The organism is Cupriavidus sp. AU9028 (assembly GCF_019795295.1).
In the GTDB taxonomy this organism is placed as follows: domain Bacteria; phylum Pseudomonadota; class Gammaproteobacteria; order Burkholderiales; family Burkholderiaceae; genus Cupriavidus.
In genome coordinates this window covers 97,921-115,981 of record NZ_JAIMCG010000013.1, presented here as the reverse complement: position 1 = coordinate 115,981, position 18,061 = coordinate 97,921, and the positions used below count along the sequence as shown (strand labels likewise).

At 68.3% G+C, this 18,061-nt stretch carries 15 protein-coding genes and 1 pseudogene; 13 read left to right on the top strand and 3 right to left on the bottom strand.

The features are described from left to right. Window positions 1-63 precede the first annotated feature (63 nt). The 6 genes from K6V06_RS15185 to msrQ all read left to right on the top strand — a co-directional run bounded on the left by K6V06_RS15185 (window position 64) and on the right by msrQ (window position 6,795). Window positions 64-720 (top strand): cytochrome c, encoded by a 657-nt coding sequence (locus K6V06_RS15185; RefSeq protein ID WP_222244748.1) that lies wholly within the window; start codon window positions 64-66, stop codon window positions 718-720. Between the two features lie 156 nt (window positions 721-876). Continuing rightward, complete coding sequence (locus K6V06_RS15180; protein WP_222244747.1) at window positions 877-3,132, top strand: cytochrome c biogenesis protein ResB; 2,256 nt, start codon at window positions 877-879, stop codon at window positions 3,130-3,132. Between the two features lie 9 nt (window positions 3,133-3,141). Further along, the gene (ccsB, locus tag K6V06_RS15175) at window positions 3,142-4,326 is read left to right on the top strand and encodes a c-type cytochrome biogenesis protein CcsB (protein ID WP_222244746.1); all 1,185 of its coding nucleotides are present in this window, start codon (window positions 3,142-3,144) and stop codon (window positions 4,324-4,326) included. Between the two features lie 308 nt (window positions 4,327-4,634). Continuing rightward, a complete protein-coding gene (locus K6V06_RS15170; RefSeq protein WP_304524124.1) occupies window positions 4,635-4,991 on the top strand; it encodes a hypothetical protein in 357 nt (118 codons plus the stop codon). 77 nt (window positions 4,992-5,068) lie between these two features. Beyond that, on the top strand, window positions 5,069-6,091 hold the full coding sequence (gene msrP / locus K6V06_RS15165) for a protein-methionine-sulfoxide reductase catalytic subunit MsrP (RefSeq protein WP_222244743.1): 1,023 nt from the start codon (window positions 5,069-5,071) through the stop codon (window positions 6,089-6,091). Further along, window positions 6,091-6,795 carry a protein-methionine-sulfoxide reductase heme-binding subunit MsrQ gene (gene msrQ, locus K6V06_RS15160; protein ID WP_222244741.1) on the top strand — a complete coding sequence of 235 codons (705 nt, stop codon included), beginning with the start codon at window positions 6,091-6,093 and terminating at the stop codon, window positions 6,793-6,795. Before msrP ends, msrQ begins: the two co-directional genes overlap by 1 nt. Window positions 6,796-6,833: 38 nt before the next feature. On the opposite strand, the gene lysA is transcribed toward msrQ, so the two are convergent. Beyond that, window positions 6,834-8,102 carry a diaminopimelate decarboxylase gene (gene lysA, locus K6V06_RS15155; RefSeq protein WP_222244739.1) on the bottom strand — a complete coding sequence of 423 codons (1,269 nt, stop codon included), beginning with the start codon at window positions 8,100-8,102 and terminating at the stop codon, window positions 6,834-6,836. 1 nt (window position 8,103) lies between these two features. After that, window positions 8,104-8,355, bottom strand: a complete 252-nt coding sequence (locus K6V06_RS20755) for a lipoprotein (protein WP_255581872.1) — start codon at window positions 8,353-8,355, stop codon at window positions 8,104-8,106. Window positions 8,356-8,501: 146 nt separating this feature from the next. On the opposite strand from K6V06_RS20755, the gene cyaY reads away from it, so the two are divergent. Next, the gene (gene cyaY, locus K6V06_RS15145) at window positions 8,502-8,837 is read left to right on the top strand and encodes an iron donor protein CyaY (RefSeq protein WP_222244738.1); all 336 of its coding nucleotides are present in this window, start codon (window positions 8,502-8,504) and stop codon (window positions 8,835-8,837) included. Window positions 8,838-8,883: 46 nt separating this feature from the next. Here the strand turns inward: cyaY and K6V06_RS15140 are convergent, their stop codons facing one another. Further along, window positions 8,884-11,259 (bottom strand): penicillin-binding protein 1A, encoded by a 2,376-nt coding sequence (locus K6V06_RS15140; protein WP_222244737.1) that lies wholly within the window; start codon window positions 11,257-11,259, stop codon window positions 8,884-8,886. A 349-nt stretch (window positions 11,260-11,608) separates the two neighbouring features. On the opposite strand from K6V06_RS15140, the gene K6V06_RS15135 reads away from it, so the two are divergent. The 6 genes and pseudogenes from K6V06_RS15135 (at window position 11,609) to K6V06_RS15110 (ending at window position 18,007) form a co-directional block, all read left to right on the top strand. Then, entirely contained in the window at window positions 11,609-12,337 is a 729-nt protein-coding gene (locus tag K6V06_RS15135) for a PilN domain-containing protein (protein WP_222244736.1), read from the top strand. Then, window positions 12,327-13,235: a hypothetical protein gene (locus K6V06_RS15130; protein WP_222244735.1), complete on the top strand. Its 909-nt coding sequence runs from the start codon at window positions 12,327-12,329 to the stop codon at window positions 13,233-13,235. Before K6V06_RS15135 ends, K6V06_RS15130 begins: the two co-directional genes overlap by 11 nt. A 110-nt stretch (window positions 13,236-13,345) precedes the next feature. Beyond that, window positions 13,346-14,767 (top strand): annotated as a pseudogene (locus K6V06_RS15125) (type IV pilus secretin PilQ); the annotation flags it as partial. Between the two features lie 175 nt (window positions 14,768-14,942). Beyond that, window positions 14,943-15,638 carry a shikimate kinase gene (locus K6V06_RS15120; protein WP_370637479.1) on the top strand — a complete coding sequence of 232 codons (696 nt, stop codon included), beginning with the start codon at window positions 14,943-14,945 and terminating at the stop codon, window positions 15,636-15,638. Then, window positions 15,625-16,731, top strand: a complete 1,107-nt coding sequence (aroB, locus tag K6V06_RS15115; protein ID WP_222244733.1) for a 3-dehydroquinate synthase — start codon at window positions 15,625-15,627, stop codon at window positions 16,729-16,731. The genes K6V06_RS15120 and aroB overlap by 14 nt, the downstream gene beginning before the upstream one ends. Before the next feature lie 136 nt (window positions 16,732-16,867). Then, window positions 16,868-18,007, top strand: a complete 1,140-nt coding sequence (locus tag K6V06_RS15110; RefSeq protein WP_222244732.1) for a deoxyguanosinetriphosphate triphosphohydrolase — start codon at window positions 16,868-16,870, stop codon at window positions 18,005-18,007. The last annotated feature ends 54 nt before the right edge of the window (window positions 18,008-18,061 follow it).

Below are 18,061 nucleotides of genomic sequence, written 5' to 3'. Positions count from 1 at the left end.
CCGCCTGGGGAAGCCGAACGGCACGCGGTACAGTATCCAAAACAAATCAGACAAGGTGTGCGAATGAACCGCATTGGGAAGCTTCTGGTTGTCGTGGCGCTGGCCTTGCCGGTAACGGCCATCACGGGGGTGGTATTCGCAGCGGCGCCAGCCGCGAAGGCCGATCCGGCCAGGGGCGAAACACTCTATACGCAGGGTGCTCCCGATCGCAACGTTCCTTCCTGCCTGAGCTGCCACGGCGCCGCCGGCAATAGCGCCGCGGCGATCAATCCGAAGCTGGCCGCGCAGCATCCGGAATACATGCACAAGCAGTTGCAGAACTTCAAGGAGAAGTCGCGCAACAACCCGATCATGACCCCGATCGCCTCGGCGCTGAGCGAGCAGGAGATGCGTGATGTCGGCGCGTACCTGGCGCGGCAGCAGCTGAAGCCGGCGACGGCACGCAACAAGGAAACGATCGAGCTGGGCCAGAAGATCTATCGGGCCGGCATCGCCGACAAGGGCGTGCCTGCCTGTGCGGCCTGCCACGGGCCGACCGGCACCGGTATCCCCGCGCAGTATCCGCGCATCGGCGGCCAGTTCGCCGAGTACACCGAAGCGCAGCTGGTCGCCTTCCGGCAAGGCGCGCGCAAGAACAACGCCGTGATGACAGCGGTCGCGGCCCGGATGTCGGACGCCGAGATCAAGGCCGTGGCCGACTACGTCGCGGGCATCCGCTGACGGTGTCGATGCCGCTGTCCACGGGTCCGGCTCGTGGGCAGGGGCGGCAGCAGGCGTGTCAGCACGCTTCGCCATCGATGCAGAAGGGTGGCCCGTGAAGTGCCCGGGAACGGTGCACTTTCCCTTTCACCCAGCGTTACCAACGGTTCACCGCACATGTCGACCGCTTCCACTTCGGGTCTGCGCCTGAAGACTTCCCACCGCCCGCTGCGCGAATCGGTCGAACTGCTGTCCTCGATGCGCTTCGCCATTGCGCTGCTGGCCGTGATCGCCATCGCCAGCGTGATCGGCACGGTGCTCAAGCAGAACGAGCCGTATCCGAACTACGTCAACCAGTTCGGGCCGTTCTGGGCCGATCTGTTCCACGCGTTGTCGCTGCAGAAGGTCTACGGCTCGTGGTGGTTCCTGCTGATCCTGGCTTTCCTGGTCCTTTCCACTTCGCTGTGCATCACGCGCAATGCGCCCCGGATGCTGGCGGACATGCGGTCGTGGAAGGACCACGTGCGCGAGCGGACGCTGCGCGCCTTCCATCATCGCGACGAATTCGAGGCAGCCCCCAACCGGCAGCAGGCCGCCGCCCGGCTCGGCACGCTGCTGGTCAACCGCCGTTATCGGGTGCGCCAGGTCGAGCATCAGGGCGCGACGCTGCTGGCGGCGAAGGCCGGGGCGGCCAACAAGCTTGGCTACATCCTTGCCCATACCGCGATCGTCGTGATCTGCGTGGGTGGCCTGCTCGACGGCGACATGCTGATCCGTGCCCAGATGTGGCTGGGCGGCAAGACGCCGATCGTCGGCAACGCGGTGATCAGCGACATTCCGCCGCAACACCGGCTGTCGAGCAGCAATCCCGGCTTCCGCGGCAACGCCTTCGTGCCGGAGGGGGCCACGGTCTCGACCGCGATCCTCAATATCGCCGACGGCGCGCTGGTGCAGGACCTGCCCTTTACGCTGACGCTGAAGAAGTTCACGGTCGAGCATTATTCGACCGGGATGCCCAAGCTGTTCGCCTCGGATGTGGTGGTGACCGACCGCGCGACCGGCAAGCAGACCGAGGCGACCATCGAGGTCAACAAGCCGCTGATCGTCGATGGCATCGCGATCTACCAGTCCAGCTTCGAGGATGGCGGCTCGCGGCTGCGCTTCGTCGGTTATCCGATGCAGGGCGGCAAGCTGGACACCTTCCAGATGGCGGGTACGGTCGGGGACAGCGCGCCGCTGCAGGGCACCGGCACCGGGGCCGATGCGCAGGGCCTGACGGTGGAGTTCACCGATTTCCGGCTGATGAACATCGAGAACGTGACCGATGCCGACGGCAAGGAGGACGCCCGCGGCGTGGCACGCAAGTCATTGAACGACCGGCTGGAGGCGCGCCTTGGCGCGGCGGTCAATCCGGATCGAGAGAAGACGCTGCGCAATGTCGGCCCGTCGGTGCAGTACAAGCTGCGCGACCGCACCGGCCAGGCCCGCGAGTTCCACAACTACATGGTGCCGGTCCAGCTCGATGGCCAGCCGGTGTTCCTCGCCGGCACCCGCGACAGCCCCTCGGAGCCGTTCCGGTATCTGCGCATTCCGGCCGACGACCAGGGCTCGGTGGCAGACTGGATGCGACTGCGCGCGGCGCTGCAGGACAGCGCGCTGCGTGGCGAAGCGGCACGGCGCTTTGCAGTGTCGGCGATGCCGGGCGACGACAAGGCCGAGGTGCGCATGCAGCTGACCGAGAGCGCACGGCGGGCGCTGGACCTGTTCGCCGGCGCCACCCGCAACGACCCCGACGCGCCCCCGGGCGGCTTTGCCGCGGTGGCCGCGTTCCTGGAGAAGTCGGTGCCGCAGGCCGAGCAGCAGAAGGCGGCCGACGTGCTGCTGAAGATCCTGAACGGCGCGATGTGGGAGCTGTGGCAGCTGGCGCGCGAGCGGGCGGCGCAGCCGGCCGTGCCCAATACGGCGCAGACCGGTGCCTTCCTGCAGCAGGCCATCAACGCGCTGTCGGACAGCTTCTTCTATCAGGCGCCGGTCTTCCTGCAACTCGATGACTTCCAGCAGGTCACCGCAAGCGTGTTCCAGATGACCCGCGCGCCGGGCAAGAACATCGTGTATCTTGGGTGCCTGCTGCTGGTGCTGGGTGTGTTTGCCATGCTCTATATCCGCGAACGCCGCATCTGGGTCTGGATCACCGACAGCGGCGCGGGCTCCCGGGTGCTGATGGCGATGAGCACGCAGCGGCGCACGCTGGACTTCGAAAAGGAGTTCGAGGCGCTGCGTGGCGATATGCGTGGCATCGCGCAGGCCAGTGCCGGTCCTGCTGGTCCTGCCGGTCCTCCCGGCGCTGCACCGGCGTCCGATGCCCATCGCGGCCCGTCAGTCGCGCCCCGGGATCCTTCTTCCCCTCCGTCCCCCGGACCGGAGAACCGGTAGAACCCTGCCATGACCTCCAATTCCTCCGACTTCAAGGTGCCTGCCGGCGTAGCCGGCTCACAGCCGCAATATCTGGATCCGCCCCTGCTGCGGCGCCTCGGCTGGCTGGACTGGCTGTTTGCAGTGTTGCTGGCGGTCGGCGCCGGCTTCTCGCTGGTCCAATACGGCGAATGGATGGACGCCTACGAGAAGGGCGTGCTGATCGCGGCTGTGCCCACTTTCGCGCTGCTGGGCTGGTACTGGAAGCCGGTGCGTCCGTTGATGGCAGGGCTGGCGGTGCTGTCACTGCTGGCCGTGCAGCTGTACCAGGGCGAACTGGCGCGCGCGGAGCAGGTCTTCCTGCTGAAGTACGCGCTGTCGAGCCAGTCGGCGATCCTGTGGATGTGCGCACTGGTCTTTCTTGCCACGCTGTTCTACTGGGGCGGCCTGCTGGCGCGCTCGGAAACCGGCTATGCCATCGGCAGCCGCATGGTCTGGGCCGCGGTCGTGCTCGGCTTTACCGGCATGCTGGTGCGCTGGTATGAGTCGTACCTGATCGGTCCCGACATTGGCCATATCCCGGTATCGAACCTGTACGAAGTGTTCGTGCTGTTCGTGCTGATTACCTCGCTGTTCTACCTGTACTACGAGGGCCGTTATCGCACCCGCGCATTGGGGCCGTTCGTGCTGCTGGTGGTGTCGGCCGCTGTCGGCTTCCTGCTCTGGTACACCGTCAGCCGCGATGCGCACGAGATCCAGCCGCTGGTGCCGGCGCTGCAGAGCTGGTGGATGAAGATCCATGTCCCTGCCAATTTCGTCGGCTATGGCACCTTTGCGCTGGCCGCGATGGTGGCGGTCGCCTGGCTGCTGAAGCAGCGCGGCATCCTGGCCGAGCGGCTGCCGTCGCTGGAACTGCTCGACGATGTCATGTACAAGGCCATCGCGGTGGGCTTCGCCTTTTTCACCATCGCGACCATTCTGGGTGCGCTCTGGGCCGCGGAAGCCTGGGGCGGCTACTGGAGCTGGGACCCGAAGGAAACGTGGGCGCTGATCGTCTGGCTCAACTATGCGGCCTGGCTGCATATGCGGCTCATCAAGGGGTTGCGGGGCGCCATGGCGGCGTGGTGGGCACTGATTGGCCTGTTGATCACGACCTTCGCGTTCCTCGGCGTCAATATGTTCCTGTCCGGCCTGCACAGCTATGGCGAGCTGTGACTAAAGGGATACTTTTCTTGAGAGACGAAAGAAAACCTGCCGCTGTTGGCAGGTTTTTTTTTGCTTCAAGGGAACAACACGCCGCGTGGCGGTGTTTACTACAGAGCGAGGCGCCGACAGTCGGCGCCCCTTTTCTGGAGAACGACACCATGGCTCTTACGCGCTTTCTTGCTCGCCGCAGTCCCGGTACGTCCGTCGCAACCCTTGCCTCGCCTTCAGGCAGGCGCGCGCGCGCGGGGTCCTCGGCCGTTCTTCGCGCGGCCGTGCCGGCTGCGGTTGCCGCGGTACTGCTGAGCGCATGCTCCGGGATGGGAGGAAAATCGGCGGATGCGGGTGCGAAGGGCGGCGGCAACATGCCGCCCACCGTGCGCGTCACCAATGGCGTACTGACCGATCCGCAGGGGCTGACGCTGTACACCTTCACGCGCGACCAGGCGGGCAGCGGCAAGAGCGTCTGCAACGGGCAGTGCGCGGTTGCGTGGCCGCCGCTGCTGGCGCAGCCGGGAACCGCCCCGACCGGCGAGTACACCATCATCACGCGGGACGACGGCACCCGGCAGTGGGCCTATCGTGGCATGCCGCTGTACCGCTTTGCGAAGGACGCCAATCCGGGTGACCGCTCCGGCGATGGCGTCAACAATGTCTGGCGGATAGCCAGGCCGTAACCAGCGCGGGCGCCGCACCGTGCCGTCGCAGACGGGGGTGCGGCGCTTCGCCAGACTCAGGCATGCGAGGCAACACCATGCGCAATCCATCGCTGCGCCGGCTGCGCGGAGACCATAGCGACCATCGCGAGGCGATCGCGCCGAGCGAGATCACGCCACAGGCATTGTTCGAGTCGCGCCGACGATGGATGGCGATGGTGGCCGCAGGGGCGGCCGGCGGTGCGCTGGCCCCGTGGGCCGCGCGGCAGGCCTTTGCGCAGAACGGCGCGCATGGCGCCAGGCTGCCGGCCACGCCGAACAAGGCCTACGCGCCGCCCGACAAGCCGACGCCCTGGGAGGACGTCACCACCTACAACAACTTCTACGAGTTCGGCACCGACAAGCGCGATCCGGCCCGCAATGCCGGCAGCCTGCGTCCGCGCCCCTGGCAGGTATCGGTCGAAGGGCTGGTCAGGCAACCGAAGGTGTACGACCTCGATTCGCTGCTCAAGCTCGCGGGCATGGAGGAGCGGATCTACCGTTTGCGCTGTGTCGAGGGCTGGTCGATGGTGATTCCGTGGGTGGGCTATCCGCTCGCGGAACTGATCCGCCGCGCGGAGCCGCTGGGCAGCGCGAAGTACGTGCAGTTCGTCACGCTGGCAGACCGCAAGCAGATGCCGGCTCTGGGCAGCCCCGTACTGGACTGGCCGTACAGCGAGGGGCTGCGGCTGGACGAAGCCATGCACCCGCTGACGTTGCTGACCTTCGGCCTGTACGGCGAGGTGCTGCCGAATCAGAACGGCGCGCCGGTGCGGCTGGTGGTGCCGTGGAAATACGGCTTCAAGAGCGCCAAGTCGATCGTGCGCATCCGCTTTCTGGACAGCGAGCCGCGCACCAGCTGGAACGTGGCCGCGCCGCAGGAGTATGGCTTCTATGCCAACGTGAACCCCGAGGTCGACCATCCGCGCTGGAGCCAGGCGACCGAGCGCCGCATCGGCGAGGACAATGGCGGCGGGTTTGCGGCGCTGTTCGCGCCCAAGCGCAAGACCCTGCCTTTCAATGGCTATGCTGCCCAGGTCGCCTCGCTGTACCAGGGCATGGACCTGCGCAAGTTCTACTGATGGCGGCCGATCCCCGGCCGGCGACGCCGCCTGGACCTGCCGCGGGAACGCGGCGGGCCGCGCCATCGCAGTGGTCCGCCACGCAGGTGCGGGGGCTAAAGGCGGCGATCTGGCTGCTGGCCCTGCTGCCGTTCGCCCGGCTGCTGTATCTGGGCGCGACCGGCCAGTTCGGCCCCAACCCGCTCGAATTCGTCACGCGCTCGACCGGGACATGGGCGCTGGTGCTGCTGTGCGTGACGCTCGCCGTGACGCCATTGCGGCGCCTGACCGGCTGGACCGGGTTGCTCCGGCTGCGCCGTCTGTTGGGGCTGTTCGCCTTTTTCTACGCCGCGCAGCACTTCCTGCTGTGGCTGGCGGTGGACCGCGGCTTCGACCTGGGCTCGGTGGGCGCGGACGTGCTGAAGCGGCCGTTCATCACCGTGGGGTTTGCCGCGTTCGTGCTGATGCTGCTGCTGGCGGCGACGTCGCCGCACGCGATGGTGCGCCGGCTCGGCGGCAGGCGCTGGCAGGCGCTGCACCGTTCGATCTACGCGATCGCGGTGCTGGTCATCCTGCATTACTGGTGGCACAAGGCAGGCAAGAACGACTTCGGGGAGGTGTCGATCTATGCCGCCGTGGTAGCGGTCCTGCTTGGCTGGCGGCTGCTCTGGTGGTGGCGCGGCCGCAAGAACCGGCAAGGCGCGACGACCGCCAGCGCGCGCTAGCCTTGCCTGGTGCCGGCCTTGGCTGCGTGTGCCGGCGCTCAGGCGCCCGGCAGCAACCGCTCGTTGCGGAACAGGTCCTCGACCCGCTCGCGCTCGCGCACCAGGTGGATCGCTTCGCCATCAACCATCACCTCGGCGGCACGGCCACGGGTGTTGTAGTTCGAGCTCATGACGAAGCCATAGGCACCGGCGGACATCACCGCCAGCAGGTCGCCCGGCTGCACCGCCAGTTCGCGGTCACGGCCGAGCCAGTCACCCGATTCGCAGACCGGGCCGACCACGTCGTAGATCGATGCTTGCACGCCGGCCTTGGCCGCCGCGACGGGTTCGATGCGGTGATAGGCCTCGTACATCGCCGGACGCGCCAGGTCGTTCATCGCCGCATCGACGATGCAGAAGTTCTTGGCGGCGCCGGGCTTCAGGAACTCGACCGTGGTCAGCAGCACGCCGGCATTGCCGACCAGCGAGCGGCCCGGCTCGAACAGCACTTCCCGGTGACCGTGGCCACGTTCGGCGACGCGATCGAGCAGGGTGCGGGCGAAGCCGGTGGTATCCGGCGGCGTCTCGTCGGCGTAGGTAATGCCCAAGCCGCCGCCCACGTCGATATGCGACAGCACGATGCCTTCGCGCTCCAGTGTCTCGACCACGTCGAGCACCTTGTCCAGCGCTTCCAGGTACGGCGAGACCTCGGTGATCTGCGAGCCGATGTGGCAGTCGATGCCGACCACCTCCAGATGCGGCAGCGCTGCCGCGGCGCGGTAGGTCGGCAGCACGTCCTCGAACGCCACGCCGAACTTGTTCGCCTTCAGACCGGTGGAGATATACGGGTGCGTGCGCGCATCGACATCCGGGTTGATCCGCAGCGAGACCCGGGCCCGCTTGCCGACACGGCCGGCGACCGCGTTCAGGCGGTCCAGTTCGGGGATCGATTCGACGTTGAAGCACAGCACGTCGTGCGCCAGCGCCAGTTCCATCTCCGCTGCGGATTTGCCGACACCGGAGAACACCACCTTGCGGGGATCGCCGCCGGCCGCGATCACGCGCTTGAGCTCGCCACCGGAGACGATGTCGAAGCCGGCGCCCAGTTGCGCGAACACCTGCAGCACGGCCAGGTTGGAGTTGGCCTTCATCGCATACTGGATGCGGGCACGCCGGCCTTCGCAGGCCGCGGCGTAGGCCCGGTAGGCGGCGGTCAGCGCGCCGCGGGAGTAGACATAGGTGGGCGTGCCGAACTCGGCCGCGATGCGCGCGAGCGCAACCTGTTCGACGGCGAGGGCGCCGTCGCGACGATGGAAAAAGGGGGTCATCTTAGCGGGAGGGGGCGGGCTGGGACGGCGACGCAGCGGCGCCGTTGCCGGCGCCAGTGGTTGCGCCGGTAGGTGCGCCGGTCGATGCACCGGTCGATGCACCGGTCGATGCACCGGTCGATGCGCCAGAGGAGGCGGCCGGCGCCTCTGGCTGCGACAGCCCCGGATCCGGCACGCTCGGGGGCACCGGCGCGGGCGGGCGCTGCGGCATGTAGAGCGGGCCGCGGATTCCGCAACCTGCCAGCAGGGGCATCGCAAGGCTGGCGGCAAAGGCCGCTACAATCGCAACACGACGCAACATCGGGTCGTCCTTCCATGGGTCCGTCCGGACCCGGTCAATCAATCGATATACGCCAGCACGGCCGGCGCGCGGGGTGCCTGGCGGTCTTGGAGTGTAGCATGCCCCTTTTGAGCGAAAGCGAGTTCCTGGCCCTGGCCGAGCAAGAGCTGGACCGCCTGGAAAACGCCATCGAGGCCGCCGCCGACGCGGCCGATGCCGACATCGAGATCAATCGCACCGGCAATGTGATGGAGCTGGAGTTCGAGGACGGATCCAAGATCATCATCAACAGCCAGGCACCGATGCAGGAACTGTGGGTCGCGGCGCGCGCCGGCGGCTTTCATTTTCGCCGCGATGGGGAGCGCTGGGTCGATACGCGAGAAGGCACCGAGATGAATGCGGCGCTGTCGCGCTACCTGAGCCAGCAGGCCGGGGCGACGATCCAGCTGGGCTGACCGTCGCCGCCGACGGAGCGGTTCCCCCGAGGGGGAAACCGCTCGATCAACCTCCGCCGAACATCTCCAGCACGCGGCGCTTCTCGGCTTCGTGCTCGGCCTGCGATTGCGGTGTTTCCTCGGCCTTGCCCGGCCACGGATCGCCCAGGCCGACCGACGCCACACCCGCACCACCGGCGTTCTCTTCGAGTGTCCAGTCGCCTGCCACCATCAGCACGCCTTCGGGCGGCTGACGGTCCGGACTTTCCGGCACGCCCTTGAGCATCTTGCCCATGTAGCTGATCCAGATCGGCAGCGACAGGCCGCCGCCGGTCTCGCGCACGCCCAGGCTCTTGGGCTGGTCGTAGCCCATCCATGCGACCGCCACCAGATTGGGCGTATAGCCGGCGAACCAGGCATCCACCGCGTCATTGGTGGTGCCGGTCTTGCCCGCGAGGTCGTTGCGGCCCAGCCGCTGCTTGGCGCTGTAGGCAGTGCCGGTGCGCACCACGTCGCGCAGCATGCTGTCGGCGATAAAGGCGGTGCGGGCGTCGAGCACGCGGACGGCGTCCTCGTCGGCCCGCTGCGGCTTGGTCTCGGACAGCACATGGCCGCGCGAGTCGACCACCCGTTCGATCAGATACGGATTGACGCGATAGCCGCCGTTGGCGAATACGGAGTACGCGCCCGCCATCTGCAGCGGCGTGACGCTGCCAGAGCCCAGTGCCATCGGGAGGTAGGCCGCGTGCTTCTCGGCGTCGAAGCCGAAGCGGGTGATGTACTCCTGGGCGTACTGCGTGCCGATCGCGCGCAGGATGCGCACCGACACCAGGTTCTTGGACTTGGCCAGCGCGCGACGCATGGTCATCGGACCTTCGAACTTGCCGTCGTAGTTCTTCGGCTCCCAGACCTGCCCGCCGGTATCCGGACCGATCGACAGCGGCGCGTCGTTGATGACGGTCGCGGGCGAAAAGCCCTTCTCCAGCGCCGCGGTATAGATGAACGGCTTGAAGCTCGAACCGGGCTGGCGCCATGCCTGCGTGACGTGGTTGAACTTGTTGCGGTTGAAGTCGAAGCCGCCGACCATCGCGCGGATGGCGCCGTCCTTCGGGTTCAGCGAGACGAAGGCCGCGGCCACTTCCGGCAGCTGGGTCACCGTCCAGGCGCCCTTGCTGTCCTGCGTCACGCGGATGATCGCACCGGGGCGGATCTTGACCTTGGGCTGGGCATTGGCCGCCAGCGACGAGGCGATGAAGCGCAGCGCCGGGCCTTCGATCACGACCTCTTCGCCGGAGATCAGCACCGCGCGCACCTGCTTGCTGGACGCCGCGGTGACCACGGCCGAGCGCATGTCGTCGCTGGCCGGGTGCTCGAGCAACGCGTCGTCGATGGCCTGCTCGCGCTCGGCCGCGCTGGCGGGCAGGTCGATGAACGCCTCCGGTCCGCGGTAGCCGTGCTTGCGCTCGTAATTCATCACGCCGTCGCGCACCGCTTCATAGGCGGCATCCTGGTCGGCCTTGGTCAGCGTGGTGTAGACGGTCAGGCCGCGGGTATAGGTTTCCTCGCGATATTGCGTGTACATCAGCTGGCGCACGATTTCGGCGACGTACTCGGCGTGGGTCGAGAACTCGTTGCCCTCGCTGCGCACCTTCAGTTCCTCGGCGATCGCCTGCGCGTACTGTTCCGGCGTGATGTAGCCAAGCTGGTGCATGCGGGTCAGGATGTATTCCTGCCGCACCTTGGCGCGCTTGCGGTTGACCACCGGGTTGTAGGCGGACGGCGCCTTGGGCAGGCCGGCCAGCATCGCGGCCTCGGCCACGGTGACGTCCTTGATCGACTTGCCGAAGTAGACGCGCGCGGCGCTCGCGAAGCCGTAGGCGCGCTGGCCCAGATAGATCTGGTTCATGTACAGCTCGAGGATCTGATCTTTGCTCAGGTTCGCCTCGATCTTGTACGCGAGCATCATCTCGTAGATCTTGCGCGTATAGGTCTTCTCGCTGGAGAGGAAGAAGTTGCGCGCCACCTGCATGGTGATGGTCGAGGCGCCTTGCGACAGACCGCCGCGCAGGTTGGCCAGGCCCGCGCGCAGCACGCCGACGAAGTCCACGCCGCCGTGCTCGTAGAAGCGATCGTCCTCGATCGCCAGCACGGCTTTCTTCATCACATCGGGAATCTCGGCAATCGGCACGAAATTGCGGCGCTCCTCGCCGAATTCGCCGATCAGCACGTTGTCCGCCGTATAGATGCGCAGCGGAATCTTCGGCCGGTAGTCCGTGATGGTATCCAGCGACGGGAGGTTCGGGGCCGCGACCAGCAGCGCGTAGCCGAGCAGCAAGGCCGCGGTGACGACACCCGCCGCCAGCAGACCCAGCCCCCAGTACATCGCGCGCAGCCAGAGCGGGCGGCGAGCCGGTTGGGCCGGCTTCTGTTGTGCTGTAGCCATGGGAAATACCTAGATTGGAGTGCCCGGATTATATCGCCCGGTCCGCCGGCATACCGGGGTGGCCGACCGCACATTGCGCCGGGGCGCTGTTACAAGTTGTAAGGCTGCGCGCCCTCGGGCAGGTGCGGTGGCGTGCCAGCCGCCTCATGCGTGCGCGCATCTGAGAACCGGGTGCCTGTCTCATTGCCGGTGGGCGGGCGGCATGGAGAATGAAGCGGTAGCGGTCGCGGCAGGGGTGAGGACCCGGGAAAGGGCGCGGCCCGGATGACGTCGGGCGGACCTTGCTCCTCCCGGTGGACGCCCCGCTTAGAGCGGCCCGGGACTGCCGAGTTCAATCAGGGGAGAGCCGATGACGGATGCATGGTGGTCAGTCGCGGGCAGGGCGTTCGGCCGGCCGATCTGGGCGCCCAACTGTGAGGCGGAGCGGCAGGCGGCGGTCTGGCCGGACCTTGCGCTGCCGTCGGATCGGGAGCCGCCGGCAACGAGGGAAGGCAGCGACGAGGCGCTGGTCCTGCGCTATCGAGCCGACCTGGCCGCGCGCCGGCGGCGGGTGGCGTGGCGGCTTCTGCTCGCCGGCGCCATGGGCACGGCGTTGGCGCTTGCGGGGGCGCTGCTCGCGTCGGTCGCGCTGGCGCGGCAGCTCGAGGCGGCGCAATTGCGTAACGCCCCGTTGCGCGAGCGTCTGCACGGACTGCGGCAACGCGGCGGGGCGGCGGCGATGCTCCAGCAGCGTATCGCCGCGCTCGAGCAACGCGAATCGATGCTGCGCACGCTGCGGGACCAGGCCGGCGTGCTGGCAGGCCAGTTGACGAGCATGGCGCAGGCGGCGCCGGAGCGGTTGACGGTGACACGGATGCGGCAGGTGGGCGAGACGCTGCAGGTGCATGGCGTGGCGGCGTCCCAGCGGCAGGTCGCGCAGTGGCTCGCGGCGCTGCGGGGGCTCCCGGGCCAGCCGGGCCTCGGGGCGACGCTGGAGGAATCGCACGCGGCGGACGAGCGGCCCGCGGGCGGCGCCTCCACGGCATTTACGGTGCGGATTGCCGGGCTGGCGCTGCTGCCGGGGCCGCATGACAACTGAACGCGCGGGAGAGCGGCCGCCCATGCTGGCCGGCGCCGTGGCCATTGCCATGGTCATGCTGACCGGGGCCGCGGCATGGCACTGGCATTGTGGGCCGGCATGGCAGGCGCTGCGGCGAGAGGAGGCGCGCACCGCGGCGCTGCATCACGCAATGCTGCAGGCCGGCGCGGCGGCCGCCGAGCTCGCCAGCCTGCGCCAGAGGGATGAGGCCGTGCGCCGGCGCGTGGCGGAGCTTGAGCGGGAATGGCAACCGTATCCGGTTCAGGCGCTGCTGCTTGCCTTGCCCGGTGCGGCCAGCGCATCGGTAGCGGTGGAGTCGCTGCGCCCGCTCGGCATGGGCGCGTCCGGGTCCGGCGCACCGGTCGGCCTGGCGATGCAGCTTGCCGGCCGATTTCCGGCCATCGTGCAATGGATCGCGCGGGTCCCGACGCTGCCCGGCGTGACGGCGATCGACCGCTTTGAACTCGCCTCGACCGGGGCCGACGGGATGGCACGTCTGAGCGTACGCCTGCAGGCGTACCTGGATGGCGCGCCCGTGGGGTCGATGGTGCCGCCGCTGCCAGCGGCATGGGCGCGGCTGGGGGCGCCTGCAGCGGGTCCCATTCCGGACCTGCTGGCCGGCGATCGGCAGCGGGCGGCTGAGCGGCGGTCGCTGCCCGGCGAGATCGCCGTCGAAGCGTTGCAGCTGCACGGCACCATCCGCTCCGGCCGGGACGCGGCGGCGCTGCTGAGTGCGCAGGGCGAGCTCTTCCTTGCCAGGGCCGGGCAGCAGCTGGACCGGCAGGGAACCCGGCTGTGCCGCATCGAGGCGCGGCAAGTCGAACTCTGTGTGCCGGAGGGGCATGCGGGCCGGCGCGGATCGGCCAGTCGGGTGACCCGGCAGCAGGGGCCGGCATGAGGACCGCATCGCTGCCGAGGCTGGCGCTCCTGCTCGCCCTGGGTCCGCTGGTCACGCTCGCGCCGGCCGTGGCCGCAACGGACGATCTGCCCGCCGATGCGCCACAGCGGCGCATCTCCCTCGATTTCACCGGCGTCGGCGTGCGCCAGCTGCTGCCGGTATTCGGCGACTTCACCGGCCTGAACATCATCGCCAGCGATAGCGTGCGGGGAGAACTGACGCTGCGGCTCAAGGACGTGCCCTGGCCCCAGGCCCTGCAGGTGGTGCTCGATGCGGCGGGCCTCGCCTCGCGCAGGGAGGGCAACGTGCTGTGGATCGCCCCGCGCGCGGAGATCGCCGAGAAGGAGCGTCAGGCGCTGCAGGACTGGCAACGGCGGGCCGCGCTGGAGCCGGTGCGCACGGAGGTGTTCCGGCTCAACTACGCTAAGGCGGAGCAGGTGCACGGCATGCTGAGGGGCAATTCGCGACCGGCCGCCCGAGGGGGCGCGTTGGCACAGCTGCCAGCGGCCGCGTCATGGCCGGCTGGCCGGTCGGCGCTTGCGGCCGGTACCGCTGCGGGCGCGACGGAGGCGCAAGGGCAGGCGGGCGACACGCCGGAGCAGACGCCGTCGGTGTTGCACGCGACGGGCGAGCCCGGCGCGGACGGGGCATCGCGCCTGCTGTCGTGGCGGGGCAGCGTGACGGCGGATTCCCGGACCAACCAGCTGATTGTCTCCGACCTGCCGGAGCGCCTCGACGCGGTGCGGGCGCTGCTGTCGACCATCGATATTCCGGCCCGGCAGGTGCTGATCGAGGCAAAGGTAGTGGAGGCGGACGACACCTTCAGCCGGAATCTGGGCGTCAAGCTGGGCTTTGCCAGCCGGCAGGGGCAATCGGCGGTGGCAAGCCGCTATGGCAGCGCACTGCCCAGGGTGCCGGCCGCCGCGGCGGAGAATGCCGATGCCGAGCACGCGCTGTTCAGCATGCCGGCAGGGGCGCTGCGCGGCGTGGCGCCGGCCAGTATCGCGGTCAGCCTGTTCAGCCGGGCGGCGGGGCGGCTGCTGGCGCTGGAGCTGTCCGCACTGGAGGCGGACGGCGAGGGGCGCATCCTGTCCACGCCGCGAGTGGTCACCGCCGACCATGCGCGCGCGCTGATCGAGCAGGGTACGGAACTGCCTTACCAGTCCGCCAGCGCGAGCGGCGCGACATCCGTGCAGTTCCGCAAGGCGAACCTGCGGCTGGAGGTGACGCCGATGATTACGCCCGAGGGCCATGTGCTGATGGACGTGGATATCAGCAAGGACAGCGTCGGTATCCAGACCACGCAGGGGTTTGCCATCGACACCAAGCATGTGCAGACGCAGGTGCTGGTGGAAAACGGCGGCACGGTGGTGCTCGGCGGCATCTATACGCAGACGCGGCGCACGGACGTGACGCGCGTACCGGGGCTGGGCGACCTGCCCGGCATCGGCCGCCTGTTTCGCGGGCAAGCAAAGGTGGACGATCGCACCGAGCTGCTGATGTTCCTGACGCCCAGCATCCTCGAGCCGTGACGCTGGCGCGTGCAATCGCTGCCGGTGGGATCGATGCAGTAGACTGACGGGCTTGACCGAGATGAAGGCAGCGTCGCCCAGGGCCGCAGACCCAGGATGGCAGCGGCGGCATCGCTTGCCCCATCGGTCCCGACAGACGAAGATGATGCCGTTACCACCCTCCGATCCGTTGCCGATGCTGTCGTGCGGCAGCGGCCAGCCCAACGTGAGCGAATCTCGCCCCAACCTCTTCTTCGTCGGCCTGATGGGGGCCGGCAAGACCACCGTGGGACGCGCCGTGGCGCGGCGGCTGGGCTATCCCTTCTTCGACTCCGACCATGAAATCGAGGAGCGCTGCGGCGTGCGGATTCCGATCATCTTCGAGCACGAGGGCGAAGAGGGCTTCCGCGAGCGCGAGGCGCAGATGATCGACGAGCTGACAGGCCGCAGGGGCATCGTGCTCGCGACCGGTGGCGGCGCCGTACTGCGGCCCGGCAACCGCGACCGGTTGAAGGCGCGCGGCACGGTGGTCTATCTGCGCGCCAGCGCGCACGACCTGTGGCTGCGTACCCGGCACGACCGCAACCGGCCGCTGCTGCAGACCGAGGATCCGAAGGCGCGGCTGGAAGCGCTGTACCAGCAGCGCGATCCGCTGTACCGGCAGGTGGCGGACTTCGTCATCGAGACCGGCCGCCCCACTGTCGCCCAGCTTGCCAACATGGTGCTGATGCAGCTGGAGATGGCCGGCTTTCCGCTGGCGGGTCAGCCCGGCGGCGACCGGCGCGGCCCGGCCCGGCATTCCGCGGCACCTTCCCCGGCACCTTCCGCGCAATCCTCGTCCGCTCCCACCCAACCTTCACCGTCTTGCCCGGATTCCGATGATCACGCTTGAAGTCGCGCTCGGCGAGCGCAGCTATCCCATTCATATCGGCGAGGGACTGCTCGACCGCGCCGACCTGCTCGCGCCGCACGTGCGCGGCAGCCATGCCGTCGTCGTGACCAACGAGACGGTCGGTCCGCTCTACGCCCCGCGCGTGGAGGCGACGCTGGCCAGCCTTGGCAAGCGCGTGCGCACCGTGACGCTGCCCGATGGCGAGTCCTTCAAGCACTGGGAAACGCTGAACCTGATCTTCGATGCGCTGCTGGCGGCGGGGGCAGACCGCAAGACCACGCTGATCGCGCTGGGCGGCGGCGTGGTGGGCGACATGACCGGGTTTGCCGCGGCCTGCTACATGCGCGGCGTGCCGTTCGTGCAGATGCCGACCACGCTGCTGGCCCAGGTCGATTCGTCGGTGGGTGGCAAGACCGGCATCAACCACCCGCTGGGCAAGAACATGATCGGCGCGTTCCACCAGCCGCAGGCGGTGCTCGCCGACATCGGCACGCTGAAGACGCTGCCCCCGCGCGAACTGGCAGCGGGGCTGGCCGAGGTGATCAAGCACGGAGCGATCGCCGACGCTGCGTACTTCGGCTGGATCGAGGCCAATATCCGCGCGCTGAACGATTGCGACACCGCGGCCATGGCCGAGGCGGTGCGCCGCTCGTGCGAAATCAAGGCCGGCGTGGTGGCGCAGGACGAGCGCGAGGGCGGCATCCGCGCGACGCTGAACTTCGGCCACACCTTCGGCCACGCGATCGAGGCCGGCATGGGCTACGGCGAATGGCTGCACGGCGAAGCGGTAGGTTGCGGCATGGTGATGGCGGCGGACCTGTCCCAGCGGCTGGGCTTCATCGACGTCCAGACGCGGGCGCGCATCGAGCGGCTGGTGTCGGCGGCGATGCTGCCGGTAGTGGCCCCCGACCTGGGCGTCGACCGCTATATCGAACTGATGAAGGTGGACAAGAAGGCCGAGGCCGGCGAGATCCGCTTTATCCTGCTGCGCAAGCTCGGCGAGGCGCTGATCACCAGCGTGCCGGACGCCGACCTGCGGGCGACGCTGCGCCATGCCGTGCTGCGGCCGCCAACGGAGAATCCGGTCGCCTGAGGACGGTAGCCAGCCCGACCCGATTGCAGCGTTTCGCCAATCGTGACCGTTTGACTGTTTGATACCGTTTGACTGTTTGATACCGTTTGACCGTTCGGCTGTTTCACCGCTAGCGAACCCGACCCTGGAATTGCGCATGCCCGACCTCGAAAGCCATCTCGCTCCCTATGCCTCGCACGCGTCCCAGAGCCGTGGACGGCTGCATGCCGAGCCGGCTTCGACCTCCCGCAGCGAATTCCAGCGCGACCGTGACCGCGTGATCCACAGCACCGCCTTCCGCCGGCTGGAGTACAAGACCCAGGTGTTCGTCAACCACGAGGGCGATCTGTTCCGCACGCGGCTGACGCACAGCCTGGAGGTGGCGCAGATCGCCCGCTCGATCGCACGCCAGCTGCGCCTGAACGAGGATCTGGTCGAGGCGATTTCGCTGGCGCACGATCTGGGCCATACGCCGTTCGGCCACGCGGGGCAGGACGCGCTGAACGCCTGCATGAAGGAGCACGGCGGCTTCGAGCACAATCTGCAAAGCCTGCTGGTGGTCGATCAGCTGGAGGAGCGCTACGGCGGCTTCGACGGGCTGAACCTGACCTTCGAGACGCGCGAGGGGATTCTCAAGCATTGCTCGCGCGCCAACGCCGCCGCGCTGGGTCCGCTGGGCAAGCGCTTCCTGGAAGGTACGCAGCCCTCGCTGGAGGCGCAGCTGGCCAATCTGGCCGACGAGATCGCCTACAACAATCACGATATCGACGATGGCCTGCGCTCCGGCCTGCTGACGCTGGAGCAGATGCAGCAGGTGCCGATGTGGGAGCGGCATCGCGCCGAGGTGGAGGCGGCCTTCCCCGGTATCGGCGGACGCCGGCTGATCAACGAAACGGTCCGGCGGATGATCAACACGCTGATCGTCGACCTGATCGACACCACCAGCCGCAATATCGCCGAGGCCGGCCCCCGCAATGTCGACGAGGTTCGGGAGGCGCGGCCGCTGGTTGCCTTCAGCGAGCCGATCCGGCAGGAGGCGCAGACCCTCAAGCGCTTCCTGTTCCAGCACCTGTACCGACATTATCTGGTGATGCGCATGTCGGCCAAGGCGCAGCGCATCATTTCGGACCTGTTCGCCGCCTTCAGCGACGATCCCCGGCTGCTGCCGCCACAGTATCAGGCCAGTGTGGGCGGGCCAGATCAGGCGCGCCTGATCGCGCACTACATCGCCGGGATGACCGATCGCTACGCCATTCGCGAGCACCGCCGGATGTTCGCCGTCGGCGAGCAGAACTAGCCCAGCGCCCGTCCCCGAGAAAATGGGGACGGATCAGGCTATCATGGCGGCCTG

Excerpts from the sequence above, each read along its gene's own strand:
- K6V06_RS15185 (WP_222244748.1), top strand. The coding sequence starts at position 64 with ATGAACCGCATTGGGAAGCTTCTGGTTGTCGTGGCGCTGGCCTTGCCG.
- K6V06_RS15180 (WP_222244747.1), top strand. The coding sequence starts at position 877 with ATGTCGACCGCTTCCACTTCGGGTCTGCGCCTGAAGACTTCCCACCGC.
- ccsB (WP_222244746.1), top strand. The coding sequence starts at position 3,142 with ATGACCTCCAATTCCTCCGACTTCAAGGTGCCTGCCGGCGTAGCCGGC.
- K6V06_RS15170 (WP_304524124.1), top strand. The coding sequence starts at position 4,635 with ATGGGAGGAAAATCGGCGGATGCGGGTGCGAAGGGCGGCGGCAACATG.
- msrP (WP_222244743.1), top strand. The coding sequence starts at position 5,069 with ATGCGCAATCCATCGCTGCGCCGGCTGCGCGGAGACCATAGCGACCAT.
- msrQ (WP_222244741.1), top strand. The coding sequence starts at position 6,091 with ATGGCGGCCGATCCCCGGCCGGCGACGCCGCCTGGACCTGCCGCGGGA.
- lysA (WP_222244739.1), bottom strand. The coding sequence starts at position 8,102 with ATGACCCCCTTTTTCCATCGTCGCGACGGCGCCCTCGCCGTCGAACAG.
- K6V06_RS20755 (WP_255581872.1), bottom strand. The coding sequence starts at position 8,355 with ATGCCCCTGCTGGCAGGTTGCGGAATCCGCGGCCCGCTCTACATGCCG.
- cyaY (WP_222244738.1), top strand. The coding sequence starts at position 8,502 with ATGCCCCTTTTGAGCGAAAGCGAGTTCCTGGCCCTGGCCGAGCAAGAG.
- K6V06_RS15140 (WP_222244737.1), bottom strand. The coding sequence starts at position 11,259 with ATGGCTACAGCACAACAGAAGCCGGCCCAACCGGCTCGCCGCCCGCTC.
- K6V06_RS15135 (WP_222244736.1), top strand. The coding sequence starts at position 11,609 with ATGACGGATGCATGGTGGTCAGTCGCGGGCAGGGCGTTCGGCCGGCCG.
- K6V06_RS15130 (WP_222244735.1), top strand. The coding sequence starts at position 12,327 with ATGACAACTGAACGCGCGGGAGAGCGGCCGCCCATGCTGGCCGGCGCC.
- K6V06_RS15120 (WP_370637479.1), top strand. The coding sequence starts at position 14,943 with ATGCTGTCGTGCGGCAGCGGCCAGCCCAACGTGAGCGAATCTCGCCCC.
- aroB (WP_222244733.1), top strand. The coding sequence starts at position 15,625 with ATGATCACGCTTGAAGTCGCGCTCGGCGAGCGCAGCTATCCCATTCAT.
- K6V06_RS15110 (WP_222244732.1), top strand. The coding sequence starts at position 16,868 with ATGCCCGACCTCGAAAGCCATCTCGCTCCCTATGCCTCGCACGCGTCC.